The organism is Streptomyces sp. NPDC050448 (assembly GCF_040655295.1).
Lineage (GTDB): Bacteria > Actinomycetota > Actinomycetes > Streptomycetales > Streptomycetaceae > Streptomyces.
Genome location: NZ_JBFAJR010000033.1, coordinates 1 through 17,738, shown reverse-complemented (window position 1 = coordinate 17,738; position 17,738 = coordinate 1). Strand labels below are relative to the sequence as shown.

13 protein-coding genes and 9 pseudogenes are annotated in these 17,738 nt (G+C 67.5%); 8 read left to right on the top strand and 14 right to left on the bottom strand.

Features of this window, described 5'->3' with window-relative positions; translation table 11 throughout:
• Positions 1-7 precede the first annotated feature (7 nt).
• Complete coding sequence (locus tag AB0I68_RS29800) at positions 8-1,261, bottom strand: IS256 family transposase (protein WP_363180456.1); 1,254 nt, start codon at positions 1,259-1,261, stop codon at positions 8-10.
• 242 nt (positions 1,262-1,503) lie between these two features.
• Positions 1,504-1,959, bottom strand: a pseudogene (locus AB0I68_RS29795) (IS5 family transposase); the annotation flags it as partial.
• A gap of 476 nt (positions 1,960-2,435) precedes the next feature.
• Between AB0I68_RS29795 and AB0I68_RS29790 the strand changes: the two are divergent.
• Complete coding sequence (locus AB0I68_RS29790; protein WP_363180455.1) at positions 2,436-3,677, top strand: IS110 family transposase; 1,242 nt, start codon at positions 2,436-2,438, stop codon at positions 3,675-3,677.
• A 22-nt stretch (positions 3,678-3,699) separates the two neighbouring features.
• Here AB0I68_RS29790 and AB0I68_RS29785 read toward each other — a convergent pair.
• Positions 3,700-4,041, bottom strand: a pseudogene (locus AB0I68_RS29785) (transposase); the annotation flags it as partial.
• Positions 4,042-4,133: 92 nt separating this feature from the next.
• On the bottom strand, positions 4,134-5,291 hold the full coding sequence (locus AB0I68_RS29780; protein ID WP_363180454.1) for an FAD-dependent monooxygenase: 1,158 nt from the start codon (positions 5,289-5,291) through the stop codon (positions 4,134-4,136).
• Positions 5,292-5,363: 72 nt separating this feature from the next.
• On the opposite strand from AB0I68_RS29780, the gene AB0I68_RS29775 reads away from it, so the two are divergent.
• Complete coding sequence (locus AB0I68_RS29775) at positions 5,364-5,921, top strand: TetR family transcriptional regulator C-terminal domain-containing protein (RefSeq protein ID WP_360644037.1); 558 nt, start codon at positions 5,364-5,366, stop codon at positions 5,919-5,921.
• Between the two features lie 816 nt (positions 5,922-6,737).
• Here AB0I68_RS29775 and AB0I68_RS29770 read toward each other — a convergent pair.
• The 7 genes and pseudogenes from AB0I68_RS29770 to AB0I68_RS29740 form a co-directional block, all read right to left on the bottom strand.
• Positions 6,738-6,998, bottom strand: a pseudogene (locus AB0I68_RS29770) (transposase); the annotation flags it as partial.
• Positions 6,999-7,015: 17 nt separating this feature from the next.
• Positions 7,016-7,276: a hypothetical protein gene (locus AB0I68_RS29765; RefSeq protein ID WP_363180453.1), complete on the bottom strand. Its 261-nt coding sequence runs from the start codon at positions 7,274-7,276 to the stop codon at positions 7,016-7,018.
• Positions 7,277-7,921: 645 nt separating this feature from the next.
• Positions 7,922-9,364 (bottom strand): discoidin domain-containing protein, encoded by a 1,443-nt coding sequence (locus AB0I68_RS29760; protein ID WP_363180452.1) that lies wholly within the window; start codon positions 9,362-9,364, stop codon positions 7,922-7,924.
• A 62-nt stretch (positions 9,365-9,426) separates the two neighbouring features.
• Positions 9,427-9,552, bottom strand: coding sequence for a hypothetical protein (locus AB0I68_RS29755; protein ID WP_363180519.1), 126 nt, complete (start codon positions 9,550-9,552; stop codon positions 9,427-9,429).
• Positions 9,553-9,678: 126 nt separating this feature from the next.
• Positions 9,679-10,041, bottom strand: a pseudogene (locus tag AB0I68_RS29750) (helicase associated domain-containing protein); the annotation flags it as partial.
• An 11-nt stretch (positions 10,042-10,052) separates the two neighbouring features.
• Positions 10,053-10,470, bottom strand: a pseudogene (locus tag AB0I68_RS29745) (transposase); the annotation flags it as partial.
• A 63-nt stretch (positions 10,471-10,533) separates the two neighbouring features.
• Positions 10,534-10,887, bottom strand: a complete 354-nt coding sequence (locus AB0I68_RS29740; RefSeq protein WP_363180451.1) for a ferrous iron transport protein A — start codon at positions 10,885-10,887, stop codon at positions 10,534-10,536.
• A gap of 93 nt (positions 10,888-10,980) precedes the next feature.
• Between AB0I68_RS29740 and AB0I68_RS29735 the strand changes: the two are divergent.
• Both AB0I68_RS29735 and AB0I68_RS29730 read left to right on the top strand, forming a co-directional pair.
• A pseudogene (locus AB0I68_RS29735) lies at positions 10,981-11,118 on the top strand (beta-N-acetylglucosaminidase); the annotation flags it as partial.
• 175 nt (positions 11,119-11,293) lie between these two features.
• On the top strand, positions 11,294-11,908 hold the full coding sequence (locus AB0I68_RS29730) for a hypothetical protein (RefSeq protein WP_363180450.1): 615 nt from the start codon (positions 11,294-11,296) through the stop codon (positions 11,906-11,908).
• A 22-nt stretch (positions 11,909-11,930) separates the two neighbouring features.
• Here AB0I68_RS29730 and AB0I68_RS29725 read toward each other — a convergent pair.
• A pseudogene (locus AB0I68_RS29725) lies at positions 11,931-12,185 on the bottom strand (endonuclease); the annotation flags it as partial.
• A gap of 9 nt (positions 12,186-12,194) precedes the next feature.
• Here AB0I68_RS29725 and AB0I68_RS29720 point away from each other — a divergent pair.
• Positions 12,195-12,380 carry a helix-turn-helix transcriptional regulator gene (locus tag AB0I68_RS29720; protein WP_363180516.1) on the top strand — a complete coding sequence of 62 codons (186 nt, stop codon included), beginning with the start codon at positions 12,195-12,197 and terminating at the stop codon, positions 12,378-12,380.
• Between the two features lie 349 nt (positions 12,381-12,729).
• Here AB0I68_RS29720 and AB0I68_RS29715 read toward each other — a convergent pair.
• A pseudogene (locus AB0I68_RS29715) lies at positions 12,730-12,996 on the bottom strand (IS110 family transposase); the annotation flags it as partial.
• A gap of 388 nt (positions 12,997-13,384) precedes the next feature.
• On the opposite strand from AB0I68_RS29715, the gene AB0I68_RS29710 reads away from it, so the two are divergent.
• Together AB0I68_RS29710 and AB0I68_RS29705 are read left to right on the top strand one after the other, a co-directional pair.
• On the top strand, positions 13,385-14,950 hold the full coding sequence (locus tag AB0I68_RS29710) for an alpha-L-arabinofuranosidase B (RefSeq protein WP_363180449.1): 1,566 nt from the start codon (positions 13,385-13,387) through the stop codon (positions 14,948-14,950).
• Between the two features lie 456 nt (positions 14,951-15,406).
• A complete protein-coding gene (locus AB0I68_RS29705) occupies positions 15,407-15,880 on the top strand; it encodes a hypothetical protein (protein ID WP_363180448.1) in 474 nt (157 codons plus the stop codon).
• 8 nt (positions 15,881-15,888) lie between these two features.
• Here AB0I68_RS29705 and AB0I68_RS29700 read toward each other — a convergent pair.
• Positions 15,889-16,697: pseudogene (locus tag AB0I68_RS29700) on the bottom strand (IS5 family transposase).
• A 291-nt stretch (positions 16,698-16,988) separates the two neighbouring features.
• Between AB0I68_RS29700 and AB0I68_RS29695 the strand changes: the two are divergent.
• The gene (locus AB0I68_RS29695) at positions 16,989-17,519 is read left to right on the top strand and encodes a hypothetical protein (protein ID WP_363180447.1); all 531 of its coding nucleotides are present in this window, start codon (positions 16,989-16,991) and stop codon (positions 17,517-17,519) included.
• Positions 17,520-17,738: the final 219 nt, after the last annotated feature.

The window sequence follows — 17,738 nt, the reverse complement described above, 5'->3', positions numbered from 1 at the left end:
ACCCTATTCACGCCACGGTCGACTGCGGCCGTTCAACGAGCTGGCCGCGTTCAATGCGGGCCCCGGCGCGGACGAGGGCAACGAGGTGGGGTGCATTCACGGCTCGCCAGCGGGCCTGGGCTGACTCGACGAGCTTGAACACCATCGCCAGGGCGGCGGCCCGGGATCCGGCGCCCTTGGTGACCTTGGTCCGCAGACGGACGGTCGCGAAGGTCGACTCGATGGGGTTGGTTGTCCGCAGGTGGATCCAGTGCTCGGCGGGGAAGTCGTAGAACGCCAGCAGTTCATCCTCGTCATCGACGATCTTCTTTACGGCCTTGGGGAACTTCGCGCCGTACTGCTTGGCGAACGCCTTGACCGCGGCGGCTGCGTGCTCCTTGTCCTCTGCGTTGTAGACGTCCTGGATGGCCTTCTTCGCCGCGGGCTGAGCTGACTTCGGGAGGCTGTCGAGGCAGTTGGCCGTTTTGTGAACCCAGCACCTTTGGTGGCGGGTTTCGGGGAAGACCTCGTTCAACGCGTTCCAGAAGCCCAGGGCTCCGTCGGCGACGGCAAGGACGGGAGCGCGCATGCCGCGCCGCTGGCAGTCCCGCAGCAGGCTCGCCCATGACTCCGAGGACTCGCGGTAGCCGTCGGCCATCGCGATCAGCTCCTTGGTTCCGTCCGCGCGCACGCCCATGACGACCAGGACCGCGGCCTTTGCCTCCTCCAGCCGTATGCGCAGGTGGATACCGTCGGCCCAGACGTAGACGTAGTCCGTGGCGGACAGGTCGCGCTCGCTGAATGCCTTGTGGTCGGCCTGCCACTGGGTGGTCAGCCGGGTGACGGTGGCCGGGGACAGGCCGGCCGAGGAGCCGAGGAACTGCTCGAGGGCGGGTACGAAGTCCCCGCTGGACAGGCCGTGGAGGTAGAGGAGCGGCAGCACCTCGCTGATCTTCGGGGACTTGCGGCACCACGGCGGAAGGATCACCGAGGAGAACCGCTTGCGCTCGCCGGTTGCCTCGTTGATGCGCTTGTCGTTGACGCGTGGGGCCTTCACCTCGATCACCCCGGCCGCGGTCGTGACCTTCCTGGGCTGGTGATGGCCGTTGCGGACCACCAGGCGGCGCCCTCTCTCGTCTCGCTGGTCGGCCAACTCGCTGATGTAGGAGTTGACTTCAGCCTCCAGTGCGGCGGCCAGCATCCGCCTCGCGCCCTCGCGGACGATGTCGTCGATCAGGGAGCCGGTCTCGGTCGTTCCATCGGCATTCACTACCCTCAGCACGGGCGTGCCTTCCCGACCGACGGTGCAAACGTCGGCCTACTCGATGACCAGAAGTCGATCACTCGGGAAGGTACGCCTTTCGCGTCCAACCCGAGGCCGATCCACAGGTCATGAGCATTGCTCGTGAGGGGACTGGAGTGACCGGGACCCTCACCATGGCCATGCTCCTCGTGCGCCGCCTCGCAAGACCAGCCCGCTGACAGGCTTTTCAGACACCCTCTAGAGATCTTTAACTGATCGTTTCAGAATGCCCTTCGTAGGCGGCGGTGACATATGAGGCTGCAGGCCAGTTCAAGTAGGCCCTGGTGGAGGTCGGCGCGTCGTTCGTAGCGGATGCGTAGTCGCTTGAACTGGTGCAGCCAGGCGAAGGCGCGCTCGACCACCCAGCGCACTTTGCCCAAACCGGAACCGTGGGCGACGCCGCGTCGGGCGATCATTGGTTTGATGCCGCGCTTCCACAGCAAGCGGCGGTACTTGTCGAAGTCGTAGCCCCGGTCGGCATACAACCGTCGGGGTTTGTGGCGGGGGCGTCCGCGGAGTCCCCGAATCGGTGGAATGGCATCCAGGAGCGGCAGGAGCTGGGTGACGTCGTGTCGGTTGCCGCCCGTGAGCGTAACGGCGAGCGGGGTTCCCTGGCGGTCGACGATCAGATGGTGCTTGGAGCCAGGACGGGCGCGGTCGACCGGTGAGGGGCCAACAAGATCCCCCCTAATCCAGTGCGTAAGCAGACGGCCTGGGACCATGCAACGCCCCGTGGCGCTTGCTCGCATAGGACAGCGAATGCCTGGATCCCCCCTGGCCGTCAAGGCCTCCTCAAAGAGCGGCATCGCTGTCCGTTACGGGTCCGCGGTGATGACGCGGGCGCCGGGCTGATGCCTCCGTTTCTCCGGGCCTTTGAGGCCTCTGTCAAGAGCGGCGCAGCCCGGCGCCTCCGTGGTCACCGCGAAACTCGCAGGGGCTGCTCGGACGTTAATCGTCACGGCGCGAGCCCTCTCCGGGGTCGACCTCTTGTTCATCCGCGAGCTGTGAGCTCTGCCGAAAGATCGAGCCCCCGGAGTTCGCTGGTGTCGCGAACGGCTACTGAGATGGCGGACCAACGAGTCCTTGGATTAGGGCGCCGCGTGACCCGCATGTGCTCGTGACCTGCATGAACGGACGGACCTAGGAGGACAGCTTGACCGTGTTCTGCGGCATCGACTGGGCAGAGCGTCACCACGACATCGCCCTCGTCGACGAAGCCGGCACTCTGCTCGCCAAAGCCCGTATCACCGACGACATAGCCGGCTACCACAAGCTCCTGGACCTCTTGGCCGAGCACGGCGACAGCCCAGACGATCCGATATCGGTGGCCATCGAGACCAGCCACGGCCTCTTGGTCGCGAGCCTGCGCACCGGCAGTCGTCGGGTATTCGCGATCAACCCGCTCGCCGCCGCCCGCTACCGCGACCGCCACGGCGTCAGCCGAAAGAAGTCCGACCCGGGCGACGCCTTGGTCCTGGCGAACATCCTGCGCACCGACATGCACGCCCACCGGCCTCTGCCGGCCGACTCCGAACTCGCCCAGGCCATCACGGTCCTGGCCCGAGCACAGCAGGATGCCGTCTGGACTCGGCAGCAGGTCGCCAACCAGGTCCGCTCACTCCTGCGCGAGTACTACCCTGCTGCTCTGCTGGCCTTCCAGAGCAAGCAAGGCGGTCTGACCAGGGCTGACGCCCGCGTGATCCTCACTCTAGCGCCGACTCCGGCCAAGGCCGCGAAGCTCACCCTCGCCCAGCTGCGGGCTGCCTTGAAACGCAGTGGCCGCCTCCGCGGCTGCGATGCGGAAGCTGAGCGGCTGCGGGACGTCTTCCGCGCCGAGTACGCCCACCAGCTGCCCGGCGTCGAGGACGCCTTCGGCCACCAGCTCCTGGCCCTGCTCAAGCAGCTGGACGCCACCTGCCAGGCCGCGGACGATCTCGCCGACGCGGCCACAGCCGCCTTTCACCAGCACGCCGACAGCGAGATCCTGCTCAGCTTCCCCGGCCTGGGGCCCATGCTCGGTGCCCGCGTGTTCGCCGAGCTGGGCGACGACCGGGCACGGTTCGCCGACGCCAGGGCGCTGAAGTCGTACGCCGGATCTGCCCCTATCACCCGGGCTTCCGGCAAGAAGCGTTTCGTCGGGCGCCGGTTCGTCAAGAACAACCGCCTCATCAATGCCGGCTTCCTCTGGGCCTTCGCCGCCCTCACCGCCTCACCGGGAGCGAACGCGCACTACCGGCGCCGACGCGAGCATGGTGACTGGCATGCCGCCGCCCAAAGGCACTTGCTGAACCGCTTCCTCGGCCAGCTCCACCACTGCCTCAAAACCCGACAGCAGTTCGACGAACAGCATGCCTTCGCGCCGATCCTGTCACCCCCAACCGAACAGACGGCTTGACTTCATAACCCCCTGAGATGTCTTTGAGAGCCCGGATGTGCGATCCGTCCACGGAGCAGTCGTCCAGCTCCAGTAGGCCCCCGCGTCGAAGCTCGGTCAGCAGCGCGGCGTGCAGGCGTGACCAGACACCCGCCTCGGTCCAGTCCCGCAGCCGACGCCAGGCCGTCACATCGGAGCAGCCCACGGATTCTCTCGGAACGTCGCGCCAGGCGACACCGGTTCGCAGCACGTACATCACGCCAGCGAGTGCCACTCGGTTGGGAACGCGCAGGCGGCCGGGGTGGCGACGGCGTCGTTCGGGAGCGGGCGGCAGCAGCGGGGCCACGCGCTCCCACAGGTCGTCCGGAACAAGATCAGTACGCATCCGGAAACCTTGCCCACCGTGACCGCCAACGGCAAGACCCGCAGCTTGACTTGGCTCAGAAGGTGCCTGTGAGGTGGCGGACGGGAGCCAGATCAGTTCAGCGACGGCGGGACCCAGGCGTGGTGACGCAGGATCATATGTATGGCGACCCGGGACGGTGTCAGTCGCATCGCCGTGTTCCGCAGGGTGACGGCCAGCGGGTGGGACAGTTGCTGGCCCATTTTCCCGGCCTGCCGGGCGGCCACCGCGACGGCCTGGCTCCGCGGCCGGCGCTCGGCGTCGTAGCGGGCGAGCGCGGCCTCGACGGTGGACTCGGCATCCAGGGCGGCAGCCAGAGTGACCGCGTCCTCCAATGCCTGGCAGGCGCCCTGTCCCAGGTTGGGGGTCATCGCATGGGCCGCGTCGCCGAGCAGCGCGATCCGCCCGACCGCGTATGAGGGGAGAGGCATGCGGAGTTCGTTCACGTCGTGATGCAGCACGGCCTCGGGTCGGGTCGCGTGGAGTAGAGCGGGGATCGGGGCGTGCCAGGTGTGGAATCGTCGGCGCAGTTCGGTCAGGGGGTCGGCGAACCGCGTTCCGGCGGGGAGGCTGAGGACGGCGTGCCACTCGGCCCTCCCGTCCAGGAATGCGATGTGTCCGAACTCCGCGCCTCGGCCCCAGGTCAGCTCGAAGTCGGTACGCAGATCGACGGCGTGCTCGGTGATCCCGCGCAGCACCGTCGAGCCGCTGTGGACCGGGCCGGGGTGGTCTGGGAAGAGTTGGTTGCGGACTGTGCTGCCGATACCGTCGGCCGCCACCACCAGATCGGCCTGCAGGGTCGTGGTGCTGCAGCCGACGCGAACCGGCCCCGGACCGGCCTGCTCGACCGTTGCCGCCTCGGAGCCGATCGCCAGTGACCCGGCGGGCAAGGCTTCGCGTAGCAGTCGGTGCAAGGTGGAGCGGGGGATGCCCATGATCGGTGTGCCCACCGCCTTCTCCAGTGCTGATCCGTCCATCCGGGCCAGCCAGCCGCCCCGGGGTGTCCGGGTGCCGCCGCTGTACTGGCCTCGCGACGCGTCCCGAACCGCCCCGCCGACCCCGAGCTCGTCCAATGCCCGCAGGCCGTTGGCAGCCAATGAAATGCCTGCCCCCGCGTCCTCAACCAGTGACGACCGCTCAAGGACCGTCACGTCCCAGCCAATGCGGTGCAGGCCGATTGCGGCGGCCAGCCCGCCTATTCCCCCTCCGACCACCACTGCCGTGTTGCCCATGACGAACCCCCCTTCTTCTACATCCGTAGAAGCGGACTCTATCGTGCGTCTCTACGGGTGTAGAAAGGGGGCATGGCTTCCGACCGGCGCACCCTCCTCGCAGACGCAGCTCTCGACGTCCTCGCCGAAGAAGGGATGCGCGGCCTGACCCACCGCGCGGTCGACCGCAGAGCAGCCATGCCGCCCGGCACCACCTCGGCCTACTTCCGCACCCGCGCCGCCCTGCTGACCGGACTCGTCGCCCGCCTGGTCCAACTCGACCAGGCGGAACTGCACACGACGGCCGACGAGCTTCCACCCCTGCGTACCGTCGAGGAACTGGTGGACGGCATGGTGACGCTCACCCGACAGCGGCTCACCGGCGAGGGCCGCCGACGCTCGCTCGCCCGCCACGCTTGCGCCGTGGAGAGCGTGCGCGACAAAGAACTGCGCGAGATCCTCGCGCCCCGCGAGAACGCCGGCCGCAAGGCCGTCCGGCTGTTCCTCGCCAAGCATGGCGTAAGCGACGTCGAGAACCGCACTCACACTCTGCTGACCTGCATCGACGGACTGGTCTTCGATCGACTGGTGAACGGCGGCGAAGTACCGCGCGAGGCCCTCGAAGGGCTGGTCGCCGCCGCGCTGCGTTAGACCCCAGGCGTCCACGGTCCCGCTCGAAACAGCTGGCAGCCTCAGCTGTCTCCGCCGCCTACGAACCTCATTCTGAATCGATCAGTAACAGTTGAGGTTACGGCGGTTTGAGATCGAGCCCGATCTTGGCGATGAGACCCTCGATGAGGCGCGGGCGTGATCGGCTGGGTCAACCAGATCAAACCGTACAAGCCGGTCTGTTAATCGGGACAGAAGAAGCCCGCGGCTCTGACCGGCTCAGACGCCGTGGGCTTCTGTCGTTGCGGCGAATCTCAGCCACGCGAACTACCACTCCTGGGAAGAGCAGTCCCAATCGCAGACATCCGCAGGATCGTCTGGAGTCGAGTAGTTTTTTTCTCCGCATACAGTGATGTAGTTGCATTGGTACTTGCCGGGATCTGAGAAGTTCCAATTTTGCGCAGTCTGGATGTAATTCCTCGACCCGTTGCCAGGGTTCGGAATTGACACTGCTGAGGCGGTAGTGACCGCTAGCATGCCACCACTTGCGGCAATCGTGATCGAGGTGGCTGCGATCGCGATGCGACGAGTCCAAGTTCTCATGGGAATCTCCTTAAAATCCGATGATAATTCCTTTCCCCATGACCGGGTGGCAGTGGTGAAACTCTGCCTCCGGAAAGGGACGCCTGTTTCAGGGGAGCATGGAGCGGAGAGCCATGTCATGGCACTGAAAGTCGTGACTTGACACGATTTGGGAATCTTGATACAGGTCGGCGTTTAGATTCTCTACGCCTCATCGCTCAATCTCAGCGAGCTAAAGGCCGCGAGTCTAGAGATCTTTAACGGCTGAGGTTTGTGCGGTTGGAGGTCGAGCCCGGTCTTGGCGATGAGACCCTCGATGAGGCGGGGGCGGTACTGCATCCGTTTCAGCCGCGTCTTCACCAGCGTGGTGAGCTGGTCGAGGCTGTGTTTCGTGAGGTTGGCCAGCGACCTCTTCAGGTGTGACCACACGCCCTCGACGGGGTTGAGTTCGGGAGCGTACAGCGCCAGTTGGCAGACGGTCAGCCATAATCGGGCGGCGATCAGCTCGTGCATGGTGCGGCTGACGTGCGTATTCAGGATGCCCCTATGGTTCGTCAAGCAGCGGGAGCCGTCATTGCTGGCGCCAGGGGCTGGATGTACCGGTAGAGCTCTAGGGCGACGTAGCGTTTGAGGCAGCGGATGATTTCGCGCCTGGACATGCCCTCGGTGGTGCGTCGCTGCAGGTAGGACTGGGTGTGTTCGTCCCAGTATCCGTGTGCGGCACCTGCCACGCCGACGACGTCGCCCGCGAGGAAGCCGCCGCCGAAGCCGCCCGCCTCCAGACCGCTGCGCCGCCGGAGGCGGAGGACGACCAAGAACCGGATCGGGGCCGCAGCTGGTTCCGCCGGCGGCCCTGATGAAGGGGTACAAGTACCGGCTAGCCGCCGGAGATCTTGCCCGATCAAGGGAACCGGCGGCTTGTGGCTTCGGCCGGTACAGCTGCGCCGGTTAGCATCCTGCCCGGCTGGTGCGTACTGCCGATCACCACCCGCCTCCGGAGCCACGCCGCCGGACGCGGAGGTCAAGGTCCCGCGGGGCCCGCTCCCTACCGTTCTGCGTTCCGTCGTGTCGGCCTGGTCGGCGGGATCGCGGCGGCCTGGGCACACAGCGGACAGTGGGTCCTGCTCCTCGAGGAAGCCGAGGACTACTGGCGCTGGACCATGAGCGACGTGCTGGAGCGCCACCCCTGGCACCCCTGGCACCGCCGCAAGAAGGAGACCGAGCCGGCCGCCCCGCCGGAGCCGACCACAAGCACCCTGTGGGGCCTCGCCGGACGGCTCCGGCGTCTGGTGCACCACACCTGCATGTGGGAGGTCCGCCACCCTCACGGGAGAGCGACCGCGGCTTCCCCTGCACGGACCGCAGCCCGCTCGCGGCGGCGGTGGCCGGCGCCCTCGACGCCCACGACGTGATCGTCCTCCTGACGAACAGGGTGGATCTACCCGGACCGGGAGAGCGCGTCAGTAGGCGCCCGCCGGGGCGGTGAAGGCAGGGCTGTCAGGAGTCACGGCGAATTTCCCGACGACGAGGAGGACCAGCCGGTTGTCTTTGGTGGCCAGCACGCGGACATACCTGGCCCTGAGTTCGTGAGAGGGAGTGAGACTGTATGCGGGGACCATGCTGCATGTCCCCTGCGGGTCCCATTGGCGCCCGTCGGTCGAGGTCTGCACTTCTCCCTCCAAGAGATAACCGCCGGTGTTATCGCCCGACTTGAAGTGAATCTCGATCTTGGTGATACGCCTGCTTTCTTTCAGGTCGACCATGAACCAGTCCCCGGTCTTCGGCCTGTTGGATGAGAGGAAGTAGGTATCGTCCCTGCCGTCCAGTGCACGTTCCACTCCGTGGCCCGGTTTGGCCTCCATGTTCGTGCTCGCGGTGGTAATGCCGGCACTCAGGGCATCGAGGGCATCCACTCGCGGGGCGGTGAGGGGATCCCCGATGCTGACCCCGTTCTTGTCGGCGTCGATGGTTAGCTGCTCGTTGACGAGGCCGCGGATGTGCCGGGTCCTTAGAGTGTTGCCATTCGTGACCGTGACGTGCGCGTTGGCTCGGATGTTCGCGTTGAAGTCCGTTTCGCCTGCGACCTTGAGGGTGCTTTTGAGGTCGACGGTGCCGTTGACGATGAGGCTGCCGATCTCAAGGTCGGGTTTGAGGACGCTGACCTGGGCGGAGAGGATCCGCACGACGGGGTTGGTGGGGTCACCGGTGGTGGCGCGGAGGTAGAAGGTGGTGTCGGATTTGATGCCTTCGATGTCGAGGCTGGTGCGGTTGGTGACGTCGCGGTTGATGTCGCCGTAGAGGAGTTCGTAGGTGGCGTTGGCAGAGCGTTCCCAGGTGAGCTTGACATCGCCGCCGTTGGCGATGATGGAGGGTTCGCACAGGAAGTTGCGCAGGTAGAAGTCGGCGGGGAACTTGCCGAGGTGGAAGACAGTGGTCCGGTCCTGGAAGGCGGAGGTCCCGGTGCGGGAGCGTTCGGTGACCGTGATCGGCGCGGTGCCGACCTTGCGGCTGATCGGGATGTCGGACAGTTGGAGGGTGAAGCCGGTGTCGGGGCCGATCGGCGCGTGACTGGCGTCGGGCTGGAAGACGAACTCCTTGGCGTCGGCGTCCAGCCGCACGGTCCAGCCGTTCAGGCTGACCCGGGGGCTGATCTTCGCCAGGTCGGTCGCGAGGTCCGGTGCCATCGTCCCGGCCGGGACCTTCACTTTGATCCATTCGACGTCGGCCGGGGTGCCGCTCTGCCGGGCCCCCGAGATCACCACCTCCCCGGTCTCCTCCGGGGCCTGCGGGTTCTCGGGTGAGGCTTTCAGCGGGCTGGGGGTGGTGGTGACGGTGTACGACAGCAGCGGGTCATCCGCTGCGGTATCCGTCTCCACGACCTGGGTCTGCACGACCACACTCATGAATCTGCTCCTTCGGGCGTTCGGGCCGACACCGCCTGGGTGGAGCGGCACCGGGTGGGGTGTCAGTGGTCGGTGAGGCTGTGGGTGACGGCGTTGCCGAGGGTGAGGAAGCCGGAGCGGATCTCGGCGGCCAGCGGCAGGTCGTGCGGGTCCTCACAACGAGACCTCGGCCGGCGAGGATCTGACACTTCCGCTGTGGAGACCCTAGCCAATCGATCACTCATTGATTCCGGGTCGCTACTATCAGCTATCAGATTGGCTGAAATGGGCCGTTCGTCCGCATCCTGACGGTCGGCGGCGAGCCCGCCCGGCACGCGCAGTGCGTCCAGCTGCTCCTGGGTGAGCTTGTCTCGCCTCGCGCGGTGTTCGAGACCCATACGCCCAGCTTGACGAGCACCGGCTCCGCTTCGCCCTCGACGGTGATCTTCTCGCTGTGGCCGCGCGGTACAGGCCGCTGGCCTTCCCGCTCGATCCACTGCGCGAGGGCTGTCAGGCCGCGTCGGAACGCCTGCTGTGCCTTGCCCGTGTCCTTCGCCGCGCGCGGTGCCGCCGGAGCGGAAGGTGGCCTCAGTGGGCTTGACGCCCAGTCTGGTGAGTCGTTCCTGCTGCTCGGTCGACAGCTGTTCCCAGGCGCCCGGCTTGCGCTGCTGCTGGAGCCATCGTCCGATGTCATCGCCGGTCGGCGGTGCGCGTCGTCGATCGGGCCGAGCCGGACCGCGTCCAGGATCGCGGTCCAGGACGTGGCGCCTGGCTCCAGCACGGCCACGAAGGAGTAGGGCCAGCCCGGGATGAACTGGGAGGCCGTCTTCGCACGGCCGTAGACGTGGCAGAACAGCCGGTCGGCTGAGCACGGCGCGTCCGAGCGGAGCCACGGTGACACATCGACCGCCAGGGCCAGGCGTCCGCCGTCGAACCGCGGCAGCGGCAGCCCGGCCAGCAGCTTCCGCAGCCGGTCGACGTCGATCCGGCCGCGGTTCAGGCCGCCGTACATCGCTCCGTGCCCGCGACGGTGCCCGGGCAGCAGCGTCAGGTCCACCAGGGACTTCTCCGCCCCGTCCAAGCGCCGCGTCTACGAGCTCGAACAACTCATCGCGCCGGGCGGTCAGACACTCGTAGAACTCGCCCCGGAAGTTCGACGGACGATTCGAGCGGCACGTGAGGCGCGGCTCTTACGCTTCGGGCTCTGGATCGGCCCTGAGGTACCGACCCCAGATCTGGGCCTTGCGATAGGGGCCGGCCCCGTCGCAGTCGTACTGCGGTGCGTCAAAGATCACCCAGTACCGCAGCTCGCCGCTGAGCGACTGGGCATGTTCGTTGGGTTCGGGTGCGCCCATGGCATCGATCGTTCCAGCGAACTCGACCTGCCAAGGACCGTCCCAGTCCTGGTCGCGAAGGACCGTGACCCGGCTGCCTGGTGCCAGTGCACCCGTCGGCCATGCCTGGCTCAAGGGACGGCCGAGGATGTGCTCTACCGCCGGGCGATCATCTACGTCAGGAGGAACAGGGCCGGAACTGTCTGTCATGCCGCCCACTCTGCCCGCACCACTTCAGGAGTGCCAGAAGTTAAAGGTAACGGGGGGTGCGGAGGCCAGGTCTTCGTAGCTAAGGAGGCGGCTGACCTGGCCGCCTCCCAGACCTCGGCCCAGGTGGCCGCCGGCATCCGGATGCCGCTGGCCGCGTTCTCCCAGAAGCTCTGGGACCCCTGCCCGCCGCAGGCCGCCTGGCCGCAGTTCCAGGCCCTCGCCGGCCGCCTGGCCCCCTGGCCCCCGACCGGTGGGCGGTCACGGGCATCCGCGGGGCGGGGGCGGAGGTCCGCACTCCGCAACAACGGGATCCCGGCCCGGTGACGAACCGCGTCCGGCCGTCGCCCCGGCTGGATCCCGGGGGTTACGGTGCGGTGACGCCGGAATCCGGGAGAGGGAGAAGACCATGAGAGCGGTTCGGAGGCAGGCGGCCATGGCCGCCCTGGCGGTGTGCGGCGTGCTGGCGCTCACCGCCTGTCAGACCGGCGACGACCTGGCCGCGCCGGACGCGAAGCCCACCGCGGCCGCACCGGCCCCGCCCACCGTACCGGCCCCGCCCACCGCCAGCGCCACGGTCGCCGTGCCCGCCCCCTCGAAGACCGGCGCGGCGCCCAAGCCCTCGGCGACCGCCACCCCGGCGGGGAAGAATCCACCCGCCCCGGCCCCGCCCCCCGCGCCGACCTGCGGCGCCGACCACAGGATGCCGGTCTCGCCCGACACGATCGCCGTGCACCGCTACACGCCCGAGGGTGGTATGACCACTCTCATCGTCCAGCACGGCACGTACGGTTGCCCCGGGCGCTTCGAACCGTCGGGCGCGTGGACGTACATCCCGATCTCGGAGAAGGCCAAGATCACCGCGACGGCACCGATCCTCCCCCCGGAGGTGATGGGCAAGCCCATCTCCACCAGCGAGCTGACCGGGTGGCTGGAGACCCACCCGGACAAGGGCCTGCCCTTCCGCTACCACCTGAACGCGGCGGGGGTCATCGACACCCTCGACGAGATCTACGTCAAGTAGCGCGCCGAGCGCCCCCGGGCTGCTACCAGATGGAGTCGACCCACTCCGGGTGGTCGATGAACGGGTTGCGGTTGTGCTGGTAGGTGTCGAATATGACCTGGTTGCGGCGCTGCTCGAAGGCGTCCGGCAGGTCCATCTGGTTCCACTGCTTCAGCAGGCTGATGCGGCTGAACAGGGGGGGCGGTGCCGTTGTTGACCTTGTCGTTCATCTCCAGGTCCGGGAAGCGTCGCCGCCGTCGTAGCGCACGGCCATGTAGAGCAGCATCCGGCGGACGTTGGTCAGCCACTGCCCCACCGCCCGCTGTCCACCCTGGCTGCGTTGTGCACGGCCCTGGACTGTGCTCCTGGAGATCTCCTTGTGCTCGGTCCCGCAGCACTGGAACCGGCCGCGGGACCCGCGCTGGCAGCAGCCGGGAGGCCATCGCCCGATCCGTCGCGGGTCGCAGGGGGACGGTCACTGCCTCCCCTATGACCGCCGCGGCTCTTCGTTGGTCGTCCTCCACCTACCTGGCGGGTTCAAGATCCATGTCAGCGTCCGTTCCTGGCGCCGTGCAGGGCCGCTGTCCCGGCTGTGCGAAGTCGCGCTGGCTGCGCCCAGGATCGGGCGTGTGCGCCTGGTGCCTGCAGACGTGTCCTGGTTGCGGGGGTGGCAGACGCTCGGCGGAGGAAATGTGCGCGGCTTGCCGGCGCCGGGCCGCGGGAAGGCCAGCGCTCGGCCCGTGTCAGCGATGCGGGCGCCGGCGGATCCTGGACGCGGCGACCCAATGGTGCCGCCCGTGCTCTGACCCTGCGAGGGCTAAAAGAACTTCCCAATAGGGATGTCAAGCCGCCAGCGTGACTGATGGTGCGGGCTGGTAGCGCGCTCCGTCGCGGAGCATGGCCCAGAGAACGTTGGCCCGGCGGCGTGCGAGAGAGAGCACTGCTTGTTTGTGGCCCTTCCCCTCGTCGCGCTTGCGTTGGTAGTACGTCCGCGATGCGGGGCATGTCCTGATGCCGGCCATGGAGGAGAGGTAGAAGGCCCGCAGCAGGCCACGGTGGTAGCGGCGGGGCCGGCGCATATTGCCGCTGACGCGCCCGGAATCTCGTGGCCGCCGACTTGACGTTCGAAGACGGCAAGGCCGCGGGTGCCGGCGCCCGGGACGTAGTTGACGAAAGCGAATCGGTTCGATGTCTTGACGTCATTCCGGAGTTCGTCGAAAGTGATGGTCTCATCCGAACGGCCTCGCGATGAGCGGTGGTTCACCAGAATTGTTAGCGCTAACAAGTGTGGTGCGGCACCAACGCCTCGGACTCCACCGCGCCGTGGCGTCAGGACAGCAGCCCCGCCGCCCCTGGAGCTGACCAGCAGGCCGGCCGGAGGCGGCCGAAGCCACACCGAACCCGGAGGCGTCGAATCAACCCACACCGTCCGGCCGCCGTGGCGCGGCTGGCTCGTCGACGCTCACATCCAGCTCCACCCCAGCGAAGGAGTCATTCATGATCGAGCAACCGTGGATCCGCCGCGTCAGGCGCGCGCTCTTCGCGGCCGGTGGCACCGTCGCGCTCGCCGCCGGCCTGCTCACCGCCACGGCCACCGCCTCGCAGGCCGCAGGCCAGCGGCCGTGCGACATCTACGCCGCGGGCGGCACTCCCTGCGTTGCCGCGCACAGCACCACGCGCGCCCTGTACGCGGCGTACGACGGCCCGCTGTACCAGGTCAGGCGCGCCTCGGACAACACGGTCAAGGACATCGGCGTACTGAGCACCGGCGGATACGCCAACGCCGCCGCGCAGGACTCCTTCTGCGCCGGTACCAGCTGCGTCATCACCGTCATCTATGACGAGTCCGGCAAGGGCAATCACCTTGCCCAGGCGCCGAGGGGCCACTTTCCGGGGCCGGCGGCGGGTGGGAGCGACAACCTCGCCAACGCCTTCGAGGCGCCTGTCACCGCCGGCGGGCACAAGGCATACGGCGTCTACGTGGCCCCCGGCACCGGCTACCGGAACAACCACACCTCGGGCATCGCGACCGGCGACCAACCGGAGGGGATGTACGCGATCCTCGACGGCACGCACTTCAACGGCGGCTGCTGCTTCGACTACGGAAACGCCGAGACGACCGGCAACGACGATGGCAACGGCACCATGGAGGCCATCTACTTCGGCAACAACAAGGGCTGGGGCTACGGCAGCGGCAACGGCCCTTGGATCATGGCCGACCTGGAGAACGGCCTGTTCTCAGGAGTGAACCAGCACTTCAACGCCAACGACCCGAGCGTCGACAACCGGTTCCTGACCGCCATGGTCAAGGGTGGCTCCAACCAGTGGGCCATCCGCGGCGGCAACGCCCAGTCGGGCAGCCTGTCCACCTACTACAGCGGCGTACGCCCCAACGTCTCAGGCTACAACCCGATGAAGAAGCAGGGCGCGATCATCCTCGGCATCGGCGGTGACAACAGCATCTCCGGCGCCGGCACCTTCTATGAAGGAGTCATGACCTCGGGCTATCCCTCGGACGCCACCGAGAACGCCGTGCAGGCCGACATCACCGCCGTCGGTTACAGCAGCGCCCCGACAGGCACCGGGACCCTCACCCCCGGCTCCCGGGTCTCCCTGCAGGCCACGACGGGGTGCTGCACCTCCCACTACCTGCGCCACGACGACGCCGACAACAAGGTCGTCATCTCCGCCGTCAACTCCTCCAGCCCGGCCACCGACAAGGCCGACGCCACCTGGATCGTGCGGGCCGGCCTGGCCAACACCTCGTGCCTGACCTTCGAGTCCGCCAATGTTCCCGGCCGCTTCCTGCGCCACTACGCCTACGAGCTCAACGTGAGCGCCGATGACGGCGGCGGCGCGTTCGCACAGGACGCCACCTTCTGCCCCACCCCGGGCAACAGCGGGGTCGGCAACTCCTTCCGGTCCGTCAACTACCCGACGAAATACATCCGCCATTACAACTTCGCGGCCTACCTGGCCGGCAATGGCGGCTCCAACGCCTGGGACTCCACGTCCTCGTGGGCCCAGGACACCAGTTGGCTCACCGCGTCGCCCTGGAGCTGACGAGGGCCGGACTCGCGGTGAGAGTGGCGGTACATGTGTGGCAACGGCCGGGAGCGTGAACGCTCCCGGCCGTTGCCGGGTGGTCACCGGGGCCCGTGATCGAGCAACCGGTCGGCCGGAGCGGTCCAACCGCATCCTGCTGGTGGCGGGTGCTGACCGCCGACGACGACTTCGACCTCGACCACTGGGTGACCGCGCCTCGCCCACCACGGGCGCCCTAGAGCCGTTCCATATCCCGGGCCGAGCAGCACTGTGGGAGGGTAGAAGCATGTCGAGTAACGGCGGCCCCTCGCTTCGCCTGTGCTCACCTGTCCAGTGCATGCTCCCCTTGAGAGGCCGTTGTCTTTCCGGTCGTGACCGTTGAGTTTCTGCTGGTCAGGAGTGGGCTCTGCATCGGCGTGGAAGCGTTGGGGCGTTGGGTTGCTTCTTGATCGGTGGGGGTGGCTGGTGGCATCGGTGCTGGGTCTACTGGAGGCGAAGGAGTCGGCCGCGCGGGAGGTGGTCGAGCGGGTGCGGGATGAAGTCGCGAGGATCGCGGCCGTGCTCGAAGAGGCCGAGCGGGTTCTCGAACGGCTGGTCATCGCCCGGGAAGCGGTGGTGGAGGTGCTGTCCGAGCCGGCCGGCCGGGCCCTGGACGTGGTGAAGGACAAGGCGGTGGCCGCCGCGATGGCGGGATCACCGGTTCCCCGCCAGAGCGGGCAACTGGCCAGGGCGGTCCTCGCGCCGGACTACCAGCGGATCATCTCGGTGCTGGAGACCGCGGCAGCGGCGGGCCGGGACAGGGTGCGGGCCAAGGACCTCGCGGTGGCACTGGGACTGGAAGCGGTGCCCGCGAAGATCGAGGGGGTGCGTTCGCGGGCGAAACGCCTGGCTGAGCGCGGGTGGATCACCGGGCATCAGTCCGGGGAGTTCAGCGCCGTGACGCCGTGACGGTGTGGTCAGGCTGCCAGGGACATCGCCGTCGTGGTCGTGTGGGTGCGGCGGGCGAGGCGGCGGCTCATGAGCATGGTCATCGACCACAGGATCATGGACTCGCTGGTGGCGGGCAGGGTCTCGTAGTCGCGGGCCAGCCGGCGCGAGCGCATCAGCCAGCTGAGCGCCCTCTCGACCACCCACCGCCTGGGCAGGACCACGAATCGCGGCTCGTCACTGCGCTTGACGATCTCCAGGGTGAGGTGGAGTTTCTCCTTCGCCCAGTCGACGAGCATGCCGGTGTAGCCGCCGTCCGCCCAGACCAGACGGAGCGAGCGGTGCGCGGCCCGCACCCGTTCCAGGAGAGGCACCGCGGCTTCGCGGTCGCCCACGTTCGCGGCGGTGACCGCGACCACCAGCAGCAGGCCGAGACAGTCCGTGATCACATGCCGCTTGCGGCCCGGTACCTTCTTGCCGCCGTCGTAACCACGTGAAGCGGCGGGCACCGCGGCGGCGGCCCGCACCGACTGCGAGTCGATGATGCCAGCGGTGGGCTCGGCCGCCCGTCCCTCGCTGATGCGGACCCTGCCCCGTAGCCGGTCGTGGAACTCCACATCCAGGCCCTGGCGGCGCCAGCGGCGGAAGAATGCGTAGACCCGGTCCCACGGCGGGAAGTCGGCGGGCATCGCACGCCACTTGACGCCGTTGTCGACGACGTAACGCACCGCGTCGAGTATCTGCCGGTGGCAGTAGCCCTCCGGCCTTCCGCCCGCCCCTCCAGCCAGGCCGGCACCGGAAGCAACAGCCGCACGGCCGCCCACTCCGCGTCCGTCATGTCCGACGGATACCGGCGCACCCGATCGGGATGATCGGCCGCGTTGCCGTACACATGCGCGAGACAATCGCACGAGACGGCAGGCGAGTTGAAGCGGACGGGCGCGGGCGCGTACAACAACGACAACAGGGCCTCCGGGAACCGCTCGGAACGGGGTCGCGTTCCTGAGCTACCAGGAGGCCCTGCCTCCATGCACCTACCGCCGGAAGTTCACTCGACCAAGACCCCGTTCGCCCCACACGTTCCACGATCGGTCGAGACGGCTTCTGACAACCACCCAAGGGGTTTTAAATGGCTGTTCCATGGGAGCTCTTGATATCCACCGCCGGTGCTGTCACCGCCACCATCGTGGGCGTCGTTGCAGGAGGGGTCGTTGGGCGGCACAGCGAGAATCGAAAGTGGCTTCAGGAGACACAGACCTCCGCCTACGAGAGGTTCCTGCAGGCCTTCGGCTCGGTCGAGATGGAGCTGCGTGAGGCGTTCCTCGAACGGCGCAGACCTGCAGTCGCATGGGGGCCGTTCAATGCCGCGATCCAGTCGCTGAGCTTGGTGGCGAATCCCGAGGCGGCCGCAGCAGCTCTGCAGCTCTGCGATGTCATCGAGGATTTCAGCATTCTCTTCCACGATCGTCAGCCAGCAGATCTTGAGGAGCTGCGACCGATCCACGCCGCCTTGGACCAGGGGCACTTGAAGTTCGTCAATGCGGCCCGACGCTCACTCCATCCCTCGCAGGAACGTCTCGACCAGACACTCGGCGGCCCGTCGCCCTGGCGTGGCGTCGCCTTCGTGGACCAAGGCGACGGCGCCGGCGAGGCTGAATAGCCGAATGAGTCTCTTCACCGGTGCTGCTCCAGGGTGAGGGCGCCTTGCCCACCGTCGGAAGACCACTCAACCAGGACGCCTGTTCGACCTGCACGTTCCAAGATCGGTTGAGAGACGGCTTCTGAGCTTGACGTTTAACGTTGCTGGGCTTGGTGTTCCTTGATCGACTCGGCACGTTTGACTGTCTTGCCGACGTTGTGGTGCCTGGCCCGGTGCTTG